Genomic DNA, 11,148 nt, shown 5'->3' with positions numbered 1-11,148 from the left:
ATCGCCTCGGTCACCGCGGGGGCATCGTCCAGGACCGCCTCGGCGTAGGCGGTGAACGAGCGGTGCACGACGGGCCAGGACAGGCCGAGGTCCCGGCCGGCCTGTACCACCGTGCGGCCGCCGTCGCACACCACCGCCCCGGCCTCACGCCGCAGAGGTTCGGTGATCCGCATCCGGGCCGGTATCTGCGTGGTCTGCTCGGTGAACGAGCCCCGCTCGCAGCGCGGTTCGCCGCATCGCCAGCGCGACTTGTGCCAACGGATCGCCACCGGCCAGCCGCCGCAGGACAGATGTCGGGGGCGGGTGGTGACTCGGCCCTTGCGGAAGGAGGAGAAGACTCCGCAGTCGGGGCAGGCCCGCGCCGCTTCGTCCGTGGTGACCACGTGCACCACGGTGCCTCCGGCCCCGTCGGACTCCGTCCGCACTACCCCCACCCCCTCCACTCCCAACAGGTCGGAAGCCGCCGTGATGATCTCTGTATCGTTGATGTCCGAGCCCGTGGGTGTTCATGATCAGTTGCGTAGAGAACAACCATGATCACGGACGCCTGCGGGCTCACTGCGTCCAGGGCGCCGGAACCCCAAGACCGTCGCTCAACGTCACAACCGGGCCAGCGATCCGCCACGTTGCCCGCCTAAATTCGAAGACCCGCTTACACGACACACACGGCAACCGTCGAGGAACCGTTCCTGCTGCCTCAGGATGATCTCTTCGGGGACCTGGGGACTGCTCTGGCCTTTCAGACGGCCAGAGGGGCGGACGCTGCCCTTACTCCGACCGGCTATATCCCTCCAGCGGACTCGAAGGCGCTCAAGGCTGTTTGGCATGCAGCCGAGCGGATCAAGCGAGACGACGTCATCGTTGCGCTGCCCGTCGATGTCGCCTGGCTCAAGACCGAATATGCCGAGCAGCTCATCGCGGTCTGCTCGCGGATCAGCCAGCCCAAGGCCTTGATCCTCACCCGGCAATTCGATCCCATGGAAGTCTCCAAGGAGGCCCCCGCCAACTTGCGCCAGCTGATGTCCGAAGTCGAGCACATGGCCCTCCTCCGCACCGATCTCGCAGCGCTGGACGCCATGGCCCACGGGGCATTGTTCACCGGCATTGGAGCGGACAGTTCCGTGCGGCACACCGTCCCCGTGGGTGAGCGGCCCAAGGTGACCAACCCCGGACCGCAGTACCCGAACGTCCTGGTGCCCAAGCTGATGTGTTTCACCGGAGCCGTCAAGCTGGCCAACCGGTACGGCAACTGCGAGCCGGCAACCTGCGCTTGCGACATCTGTGACGGCCGGGGGCTAGACCGCTTCGACAGCCCCGACGGAGCCACGCGGTTGGAGTCCGAGGACCACAACATCCTCACGTGGCGAGAGTGGGCCAGCGAGATGGCCACGTACCGCCCGGGCGCTGATCGCCAGCGCTGGTGGCGGGACAAGTGCGCCGCTTCCGTCGAGCGCTATGCACTGGAAAACCAACGTATCGGAGTGTCGTCACGGGCGGGCTTCACCCCGCCCCCGCCGCTCAAGGCGTGGGCCACCTTGCCGATCGCCTCGCCCGAGCAGTCTCCGACGGTCTCGGAGCCAACTGCCGGGGAGGCCATGCCGCCTGAGGACAAGTTCTAGGACACCTGACGGTGGACATCCTCGACGAATCGCCAGCCCGCGGCCGTGTACCGCTTGCGTACGAAGGGGCGTGGCGGGACAAGCATCTCCACCTCGTCGCCCTGGACTGCCAGCAACCCAATACCGTAGAAATCTGCCTGCATGATTGCATCATCCCTGCGCCTGAGCGGACCGTCGACCAGTGCGGCGCGTGCGCAGAACGGCGTGAATCGCTCAGCCTGCTCCATGGCCGACTGCCAGCCCCTGCCAGGTACAACAGCAAGGTCGACGCGCAACGGCTGAACCGCCGCACGGGTCACTGTGGCACCCTCACGAAGCACCACGCCGCGGGGGACGTGCTTCAGGGCACGCCGTTCGGCGTCGCTCAAGGCGGCAACCGGAACGGCTTGGCCGACGGGCAGCCCCATCAGTAGGTTGATCACGTCGGAGCGGTTCAGGATGCCTGTACACGCTTCGGATCGCCGCTCGCGCTCGCTAAGGTCCGGCCGGTAGGCAAGCACAGCGCGTACCCCGAAGATCTTGACTGCATCCATGCAGGCATCGACCGACATCAGGGCACTCAAGGGCGCCACAGCCGCCGACATAGCATCCCTCGGTTCTCGCGCTGTGACTGCCATGCTCTCACCCTGCCCTATCGGGAAAGCCGGACCCCTGACAGGGTCCACCACTCAGGTGCCGACCCGGTGGTACTTTCCATGAAACATCTCGCATATCAAGGTCTGCCCAATGCGCCCGATATCCGGCCACCCGAGATGGGCTTCGGCTTCTCGCACGCCCTCAACTCGGTTGCTTGACCAAAGGACACGCATGCCTTGATTGGCGGATCCTCAGCCAGGTCGGTGCTCACGTCGGCTCCGACCTGCCAAAATGGCATGCCGGTGAGCACACACGACCGCTGTGACCTTTAGCAACCACAGCTTCCCCTCACCGTCCACTGGGCGATCCGATCGTACCGGCTAAAGCGCAGAATGATGCGCTTGTTCGAATACTTTCCCGTTCGCGTTACCAGATTGCCGCATTGACTACACAGGGTATTCCTCGGACGTGCCATGCGAATTCCCACCACGCCTCGGTCATCGAGGCCCGCCGATCCCGCGCACGCCAGCGTCCAGCCGCGCGGGCGCACGCAGGGCCGCCACGGCCTTCGACTCGCTCACCACCCAGTCCCGCAACAAGCGTCAAGGCGCGGCGCCGAGGGCAAGGAGAGCCGCGACCGTGGACAGCCCAGCGAGCAGAGCGATGAGCTGGGGGTAGCCGCCGAGTGGTGCGGCGAGGGCGGCTCCGGCCCAGCGAGCGAAGGCTGCGGCGACGGTGGCTGGGGCGGCGAGAAGGCCGGAGAGGTGGCCGTAGGAGGTAGCGCCCCAGCGGTCGGGGACGGCGGTGGCCTGCAGGAGGGTGATGTTGCCTCGCACCGTTCCGGCCGGGATTGCGGCGGCGATCAGGAGTGGTACGGGGCCGGGGATCACGGCAAGCAGGGCGGTGGTGGCGCCTCCGGCGAGGAGCAGCAGGCAGGTTTCGGTTCCCAGGTCGGTCCCGAGCCTGCGCGAAGGCCCGGGGTTATCGGCGTCGCCCACTGGTTCACCAGTGGCCTGACCAGCTTCGCTCGGGGCATGAACGACGCCCCGAAGATCGTGGCGATCGGGTCATTCGCGCTCGTCTCAGGCATGACACCGGCCCGACTGCTGGTCGCCGTCACCGTGGTGATGGCGGCCGGCAGCCTGATCGTGGGCCAAAAAAGTCGCCGCGCGCCTGGCCAAGGACGTCATCGAGATGACGCACGTGGAAAGGCTTCACGGCCAACCTCACCACAGCCGCGCTGGTCGGCCTGGGCGCCTTGCAGGGATTGCCCATGTCCACCACACACGTGTCCATCGGCGCGATCTCCGGAACCGCGGGAACCGATCTGTCGCGCATCAAGAAGAAGACGGTGCGTGACTTTGCCATCGCCTGGCTGATCGCCCCGCCGTTCGCAGCCGCCGTTGCCGCAGTGGCCTATCTCTGCGCTGAGACCCGGCGACCTGGAAACGCAACGTCCAGGTAGCCCTGACGCCCGGCCCAGCCCCGGACCATAGAGTGACGCAACCGCGGCGGTCAGCGGCCGGGCAATCAGCGGCGGGCCTGTGCGTACCCGCCGAGTGACAACCGGCCGCGCCCCTGCCGCTGTTGGCACCTGCTCTGGTCCGGATCCGCACCCGTAGCTACCGGGCCGGCCTCGGCGCGAGCCCGGGTGGGAGCACGGCTGGCCGGTGGTCACCAACAACGCCTACAACGTCGCCGGGAACCCGGGCAGCGCGCTGATCTCCGTCTCCCTGGTCTCCATCCCGGACACCACCGTCTCCGACCATGACGGGCTCGGCCGTGCCGACCTGGTGACCGAGGAGCACGACGGCACCAAGACCTGGGCCACGACCACCGCCTACACCGGTGACAAGACCACCGTCCTTCCGCCCAAGGGCGGCGTGGCCGCCGCCACCGTCGTCAACGCGCGCGGCCAGAGCACCGAACTCGACCAGTACACGGCCGCCCCCACCCTCACCGGCACCGCGGCGGCCGGGTTCACCGCCACCAGCGGCACCACCTCGCCGACCACCTACAGCTACACACCGGCCGGCCAGCAGGCCCAGGTCACCGGCCCCGACCAGACGGTATGGAAGACCGAGTACGACCTGCTCGGCCGCAAGACGACCCAGACCGACCCGGACGCGGGCACCAGCAAGTACGGCTACGACGACGCCGGGAACCTGGTGTCGACCACCGACGCCCGCAACATCGAACTCGACTACACCTACGACCTGCTCGGCCGCAGACTCACTGGCACCGACAAGTCCAAGTCCGGCTTCGAGTTCGCCTCCTGGCTCTACGACACCCTGCAGATCGGCAAGCCGACCTCCTCCACCCGCTACGTCCAGGGCACCACCGGCGGCTACACCACCGCGACCACCGGATACAACACCCTCGGCAAGCCGAACGGCACAAAGATCACCCTGCCCGCGGCAGAAGCCCCGCTGCCCGCCACGTGGACCACCACCTACGGCTACAGCATCAACGACCAGCTCCTGCAGACCCAGAGCGACCCGCGCACCACGGGCCTGGCGAGCGAGACCATCCTCTACGAGCACGACAGGCTCGGGAACCCGACGAAAACCACCGGTGGCGGCATGGGCGTTGTCGCCGGGACCGTCTACACCAACTACGGCGCACCGTCGCTGATCACCGTGGGTGACTCCACCAACCCCGTCACGGCCACCTATCACTACGACGACCAGACCCTCCGGCCGACCGAACGCGTCATCGCCCGCACCCAGGCCCCCGGTCCCACCGTCGACGACACCAAGTACTCCTACGACGCCTCCGGCAACCCCACCTCCACGACCGACCAGCAGTCAGAGACCGGCAACACCGTCACCGACCAGCAGTGCTACAGCTACGACACCCTGGACCGGCTGAGCGCGGCCTGGACCGCCAACGACAACTGCGCAGCCAACCCGCCCACCTCCAGCACCCTCACCACCACGGCGGGCTCCTACTGGCAGAGCTTCAGCTATGACGCGATCGGCGACCGCGAACAGAGCATCGACCACGCCATCGGCAGCTCCGGCACCACCGTCACCACCGGCTACACCAACGGCTGCACCACCAACTGCAACGCCACCGGCGCCCAGCCCCACACCCTCACCGCCACCACCGGCGGCACCAACCCCACCACGTTCGTCTACGACACCGCCGGCAACCTCCTCACCCGCACCCCCACCACCGGCGCAGGCCAGAGCCTCACCTGGGACGACGAAGGCCACCTGGCCGAAGCCGACACCACCGGCACCAGCCCGACGGCCACCAAGTACCTCTACGACGCCGACGGCAACCAGCTCATCCGCCGCGACCCCGGCCGGACCACCCTCTTCGCCGGCGACACCGAGATCATCGTCAACACCAGCGTCACCCCCAACGTCCTCCTCGGCGGCGTCCGCACCTACTCCCACGGCGGCGCCGGCGCACCCGTCGCCGTCTACTCCAGCCTCACCGGCGGCGGACGGAAGTACCTCTTCAACGACCCCCACGGCACCGCGACCCTGGCCATGGACACCACCACCCAGCAGGTCGCCCGCCAGCAGTACACCCCCTACGGACAACCCCGAACCAGCCCCAACACCACCACCTGGCCCGACCCCACCCACTCCTACCTCGGCAAACCCCAGGACACCGCCACCGGCTACACCGACGTCGGCGCCCGCAAATACGACCCCACCCTCGGCCGCTTCATCAGCGCCGACCCCCTCCTTGAAACCACAAGCCCACAGCAACTCGGCGGATACACCTACGCCGCCGACAACCCCATCACCAGCAGCGACCCCACTGGCCTGCACTCCGAATGCGGCCAGAACGGCGACAGCGCCTGCGCCAGCAGCAGCCCCCCCGCCAGCGACTGCCCGCCCTTCTGCAGCGCCGACGGCCAGCCCCACGGCCCCAGCGGCACCCCGGGTGCCAACCGCAATTCCGACGGCAGCGAAGGCGGCGGCGACCTCGGCGGCGATGACGGCAACGGCACCCACCACCAAGACCACCACATAGGGCGGAGCATCCTCCTCGGGAAAATCGTCGGAATTGTCAATACTCTGGGCAGAGTCAGCGACATAGCAAACCCGGCCTGCTGGGTGGACTCAGGCTCGTGTTCCTACGACCCGAATACGACAAATAACTGGGCTGCAAGCCTTGGAGCAGACCCAAATTCCGACGACTATAAACTCTCGAGTGAAAACGGCAGCGAAGCAACCTGGATTGCCATCGGCGGAGCAAGAGATCTCGTCGCAGACGGCGAGATGCCGGGCGGCTACAAATGCAGCTTCGCTCCGCAGACTCCAGTCCTCATGGCAAACGGAAAATCCAAAGCCATAGGTAAGATCAAAGTCGGCGATGAGATCGAGTCAGCGGATGCCGCCACAGGAATAGAGAAGGGCGGCCGCGTTGTCCAACACGTGTGGATCAACCGCGATATCAACCTCCTTGACCTCACAGTCCGCGGCGCGGACGGCAAACCTGCCACTCTCCACACAACGTCCAACCACCCCTTCTGGGACAACACCACTCACAGTTGAGTTCAGGCCGGAAAGCTCAAGCCCGGTCACACGCTGAACAGCAACAAGGACGGACATGCCACCGTCCTGTCCATCCGCGTCATCTCCGGAGCCGCCAACCGCTACAACCTCACCGTTCACCAACTCCACACGTACTATGTGCTGGCGGGGCGGACGCCAGTCCTGGTTCACAATGCAAATTGCGGCCCGGCCCTGAAGGATTTGGAGAAGGACTATCCTCGGCGCACAGTGGGAATTCTTGACGTCGGGAACGACCAGCTACCGATGATCAGTGGTCCAGGTGGGCAGTCCGATCTCCTCGATAATCTTCCGGGCAGGACGAAGGCAAACTTCAACCATGTGGAGACTCATGCAGCAGCTTTCTTGCGTATGAATCCCGGAATCAGAAAAGCTGTGCTCTACATCGACTACCCGACTGGGGCGTGTGGAACATGTGCAAGTACCTTGCCTGACATGCTGCCCGAGGGTGCCCAGTTGTGGGTCATCTCGCCAGGTAGGACCGAGAAATTCGTGGGACTCCCTGACTGATTCAGGGACGTAATCGGCGGCCGATCCGGGTGGATCGGCCGCCGATTCACATCCTGACTACCTACCAGGGGAGTGGCTCGTTAGTTGTGTGGTCCTGAACGCCGGAGTAAGAGCGCCACTTGATTCCTATGGTATTTTCCGCCCATTCGAGGTCCTGTGGTGCAACCGCTGCCAGGGTGACGTCATGACCGGCCTCGGGATCGTCGCTCGGATGGATGAGAGCCAGCCAGCTCTCACCGAAGAGGATACGTGAATCGCGGGCCGGCCAGTTCCATGTAGGGAAGGGGAACTCGCGAATCCCTTCCTGAGACCAGAGCCAATCTACTTGTACTCCTTGCGTGACTTTGCTTGCAGGAGCGCCCAGGATTGCCTCTAGGACTGTAGCGTGAATCAAAAATTCTGAAATCCGCTCGCCAGTGCGCTTCCACGGGTTGGGCTCGTCAGAGGGCTCTCGCTCGTATACGAAGTGATCTTCGTTGCTCGGGTCGAATGCCCAAACCCAAGTTCCTTGATTCTCGACCCAGAACGGAATCTTTCCGTCTTCTACCGCAAGTTCTGGCAGCGGGATGGCGTAGTTGTGCGACGTGATCAACCCGCCCCACTGGGTGGAGATTTCATGCCACTCAACAAGTTCCCTGGGTACTTCAGGTGATTCTCCCAGTCTTACATTGGGCGCTGCCGGGGCACCGTACCAGCTCCGTAGAAATCGCAGCAGGCCCGGATTGTCCGTGGGGGTGAGATAGCTCATGTGAGCCATTATGCGCTACAAGCGAGACGTTGACGTGGGGTGATCTGCAAAGTGCCACAGCAACACGGGAGCCCCGTAAGTGGGGCTCCCGTCGGTCTTGACGGCAGTAGTTGACGGCAACGTCAGCGGACGGGTGCTGCACAAGGCGGCGGATCGTCGCCGTCGCCGGCCTCGGCGAGGTTACCCAGCGCATGGTTGAGGAGCTCGATTGCCTGGCGCTGGAGGCGGAGCCGGACATGTAATGGTGACGTCGGGTATTGGAACTGTCTGAATGCCTGCCGCAGCTGCCGTGTGATCGTGGAGGAGTCCTACGCCGTCCACCGCCAGGTGCTGGCCGCTTCGGCCCGGGGCACGGTCCCGACCGACCAGGCGTGGACGGGCGAGAACCTGGCGTGGCTGCTGGCCCGCTTGGGTCCGGTCGGGACGCCGGGCGTCGCCAAGCACCTGGGGTGCTCGCTCAACACGGTGCAAAAGCGCGGCGGTGTCCCCGCGGCGAGCGCCGGGCTGTTCCCGCACCTGAGCACGGTGATCGCCTACCGGCTGCTGTTCGGCGTCTACTCCGGGATCGTGCCCGACGGCATCGACGACCTGCTGGTCGAGGACATCGACTGGGCCGGGGACGCGACGATCCTGCTGTCCTACGTGAAGGGCCGCACCGCGGCCGAGAGCCTGAACCTGCCGAAGAAGGCCGTGCGGCTGCTGGAGCAGTGGCTGTCCCACTCGGCACTGCTGCGAAGCCACGTCGAACCGTCGACAGCACGCCAGTTGTGGCTGGGGCTGACCCGGCCGGGTACCTCGGGTGTGTTCAGCGGACCGATCAACCGCAACGCCGTCAAGGCGTGGACGCTCCAGCGAGGTCTGACCGGGGACGACGGCAACGCATTGAAGGTCCACCGAGGGCGGATCCGCACCACGCATCTGGCGATGCGCGACCGGCGGGCCTGGAGCGGACAGGGGCGCGCGACCATCGATCCCAACCACAGCCCGCAGGTCGAGGGCGATCACTACCTCACCGTGACGACCGCGTCCCAGCAGCGGGCGGTGGAGGCGATCGTCGAGGACGCCCAGCACGACCTGCTTCGCCGGGCCCACCCTCCCACCGTGGTCACCGACGAGGACGCCGCCGCCCTGGCCCGGGACTACCCGCAGCTGGTCGCCGCCCTGGAGCTGGACGACACGGTCATCGCCGAACTCATCGGCGGAGAACGAGATGTGTTCACGGCGGCCTGCGCGGACCAGCTGTCCGGGCTGCACGGCCCGAAGGGCAAACCGTGCCCGGCCCGGCCGTGGGTGTGTCTGCTCTGCCCGCTCGCGGTGTTCGCTCCCCGGCACGCCGCCAACCTGCTGCGGTTGAACGCGTTCTTCTCCCGGCAGTGGCAGCAGATGCCCGCCGCCCAGTTCATGGCCGTGTTCGGCCCCTACTCCCAGAGAATCGGCCAGGTCCTGGACCGCTTCGAGGCGTCCGTGCTGGCCAGCGCCGCCACCGGTGTCGAGGACCGCGACGAGGAACTGCCGCTGCGGCCCGAGGAGGCGACACTATGACCGTCCCCAGCACGCTCACCGCCTCGGCAAGGTCCGGCGATTCGGTGTTCGCCGGCGTCGATGTCTGCCGCGAGGCCGGACTCACCCTCCCCGAAGGAGTACGGCGCCCCCTGTTCGAGGACGACTTGTGGGACCTCGCCGAGGTCGTCGGCCTCCCCGTCCAGTTGGCACTCCAGCACCGGCGCTTCCACTTCACCCACATCGGCGACCCGCGGTGGAGGCTGGTCGCCAAGGAACTGGTCATGGCCCTGCTCGCTCCGCAGCACGAGGCGTGGCCTCACTCTCGCGGGCCTACCGGGCCCCGCACCATGTGAGTACCTGCCACGGCCGGCTCGCCGAGCTCATCCGGTTCACGGCCTGGCTCACCGCACACGGCGTGACCAGCCTGGAAGACCTGACCGACCAGGACTGCGACGCCTACCTGGCCCATCGCCGCTACCCGCGCGACAAGGACGGCGCCGTCGTGGGCGAACGGGGCACGGGCACCCGGCGCCTCGCCGCGCTCATCGTCACCGACCTGCTCAACTACCGGGACCTGTTCACCGCCGACCGCGTCCCGGCCGGCCTGCGGCCCTGGGGTGGCGCCACCCCGTCCGCGATCGCGGAGGACACCAAGGTCAGGCAGAACAAGACACCGCCGGCCCCCGATTCGGTGCTGCAGCCGCTGCTGGCCGCAGCACTGCACATGGTCGACATCGTCGGCCCGCACGCGGCCGAACTCGCCGAGCAGGTCCGCACGGCGGATCAGGGCTGGTCGGTCCGGGCGGACGGGCTCACGCCGACCACCAGGGTCCCGCTCGCCGAGATCACGCGGGTGCTGGCCGACTACGAGCAGGCAGGCGAGCCACTGCCGTTGCTGGAGGACCGCCATATCCAGGACCGGATCGACGCCGGCTGGTCTGCGAAGGATCCGCTGACTCCGATCGCGCTCGGCGTCCTGAGCCGGCAGGCCGGGTTTCGGCAGTTCTACTCGCCATGGCTGCCGCACCTGCGCGGCCCGGCCGAGGCGACGCTGAAGGCCGTCGGGGCGGAGCGGCCCTTCGGCCGCTCCGCTGTCCCCATCGCGCGGGCCGACGGCGAGGGCAACATTCCCTGGACACTGCCGCTGCACCGGAAACAGGCAACCGCCCTGGTCGGCATCGTCCACACCGCGACCCTGATCACCCTGGCGGCGGTCACAGGGATGCGGTCGAGTGAACTGATGGAACTGCAGGTCGGCTGTCGGCTCCCGCCCGAAGAGTACGGCCCAGGGCTGGTCCGCTACCGGCTGGCCAGCAAGCTCGTCAAAGGCCAGCCGCTGGGCGGCGTCCGCGATGAATGGGTCGTCATCGAAACCGCCTACCGGGCCGCAGCACTCGCCGAGCAACTCCACGACGACCCCGTCCCCGGGGCGCCGCTGTTCGGCCGCTTCCACTTCAACTCCCGCTACCAGTGGTTCCGCGAGTGGGTGAACGGGCCCGAGGGGCAGCGGCTGGGACTTGCCCCGATCCCCGAGGACCGGCTGAACATGAGGATGCTGCGACGACGGCTGGCCATCGAAATGGCCTACCGGCCCGGCGGCCTGCTCGCGACCAAGATCTACCTACGCCATGTCAGTACGGCCACGACCTAGGGCTAC

Annotated in this window: 10 protein-coding genes and 2 pseudogenes; 8 read left to right on the top strand and 4 right to left on the bottom strand. The window is 66.8% G+C overall.

What is annotated here, in order from left to right; genetic code table 11:
• Positions 1-383 (bottom strand): transposase family protein (locus FCI23_RS38120; protein ID WP_211265643.1); only part of this gene is annotated, 383 nt, incomplete at its 3' end.
• Positions 384-977: 594 nt separating this feature from the next.
• Between FCI23_RS38120 and FCI23_RS38115 the strand changes: the two genes are divergently transcribed.
• Complete coding sequence (locus FCI23_RS38115; protein ID WP_136728751.1) at positions 978-1,619, top strand: hypothetical protein; 642 nt, start codon at positions 978-980, stop codon at positions 1,617-1,619.
• Here the strand turns inward: FCI23_RS38115 and FCI23_RS38110 are convergent.
• Positions 1,616-2,170: a hypothetical protein gene (locus tag FCI23_RS38110; protein WP_246144473.1), complete on the bottom strand. Its 555-nt coding sequence runs from the start codon at positions 2,168-2,170 to the stop codon at positions 1,616-1,618. The genes FCI23_RS38115 and FCI23_RS38110 overlap by 4 nt on opposite strands.
• A 627-nt stretch (positions 2,171-2,797) precedes the next feature.
• The gene (locus FCI23_RS38105; RefSeq protein WP_211265642.1) at positions 2,798-3,193 is read right to left on the bottom strand and encodes a hypothetical protein; all 396 of its coding nucleotides are present in this window, start codon (positions 3,191-3,193) and stop codon (positions 2,798-2,800) included.
• Between the two features lie 221 nt (positions 3,194-3,414).
• On the opposite strand from FCI23_RS38105, the pseudogene FCI23_RS38100 reads away from it, so the two are divergent.
• The 4 genes and pseudogenes from FCI23_RS38100 to FCI23_RS62585 all read left to right on the top strand — a co-directional run.
• Positions 3,415-3,660 (top strand): annotated as a pseudogene (locus tag FCI23_RS38100) (inorganic phosphate transporter); the annotation flags it as partial.
• A gap of 205 nt (positions 3,661-3,865) precedes the next feature.
• The gene (locus FCI23_RS62595; protein ID WP_136728748.1) at positions 3,866-6,712 is read left to right on the top strand and encodes an RHS repeat-associated core domain-containing protein; all 2,847 of its coding nucleotides are present in this window, start codon (positions 3,866-3,868) and stop codon (positions 6,710-6,712) included.
• 12 nt (positions 6,713-6,724) lie between these two features.
• Positions 6,725-6,883 (top strand): annotated as a pseudogene (locus FCI23_RS62590) (hypothetical protein); the annotation flags it as partial.
• A 93-nt stretch (positions 6,884-6,976) separates the two neighbouring features.
• Positions 6,977-7,240 (top strand): DddA-like double-stranded DNA deaminase toxin, encoded by a 264-nt coding sequence (locus tag FCI23_RS62585; RefSeq protein WP_265737798.1) that lies wholly within the window; start codon positions 6,977-6,979, stop codon positions 7,238-7,240.
• A gap of 61 nt (positions 7,241-7,301) precedes the next feature.
• Here FCI23_RS62585 and FCI23_RS38085 read toward each other — a convergent pair whose 3' ends face one another.
• On the bottom strand, positions 7,302-7,988 hold the full coding sequence (locus tag FCI23_RS38085) for a hypothetical protein (RefSeq protein ID WP_136728747.1): 687 nt from the start codon (positions 7,986-7,988) through the stop codon (positions 7,302-7,304).
• Between the two features lie 297 nt (positions 7,989-8,285).
• On the opposite strand from FCI23_RS38085, the gene FCI23_RS38080 reads away from it, so the two are divergent.
• Genes FCI23_RS38080 through FCI23_RS58580 form a run of 3 tightly spaced genes read left to right on the top strand, consistent with a single transcriptional unit; the run spans position 8,286 to position 11,142 of the window.
• Positions 8,286-9,530 carry a hypothetical protein gene (locus FCI23_RS38080; protein WP_211265641.1) on the top strand — a complete coding sequence of 415 codons (1,245 nt, stop codon included), beginning with the start codon at positions 8,286-8,288 and terminating at the stop codon, positions 9,528-9,530.
• Complete coding sequence (locus FCI23_RS58585; protein WP_211265640.1) at positions 9,527-9,844, top strand: hypothetical protein; 318 nt, start codon at positions 9,527-9,529, stop codon at positions 9,842-9,844. The genes FCI23_RS38080 and FCI23_RS58585 overlap by 4 nt, the downstream gene beginning before the upstream one ends.
• Positions 9,841-11,142, top strand: a complete 1,302-nt coding sequence (locus FCI23_RS58580; RefSeq protein WP_211265639.1) for a hypothetical protein — start codon at positions 9,841-9,843, stop codon at positions 11,140-11,142. The genes FCI23_RS58585 and FCI23_RS58580 overlap by 4 nt, the downstream gene beginning before the upstream one ends.
• The last annotated feature ends 6 nt before the right edge of the window (positions 11,143-11,148 follow it).

The organism is Actinacidiphila oryziradicis (assembly GCF_005047355.1).
In the GTDB taxonomy this organism is placed as follows: Bacteria; Actinomycetota; Actinomycetes; order Streptomycetales; family Streptomycetaceae; genus Actinacidiphila; species Actinacidiphila oryziradicis.
Note: the sequence above shows the minus strand (reverse complement) of the source record. Positions and strands in the feature narration are given on the sequence as shown.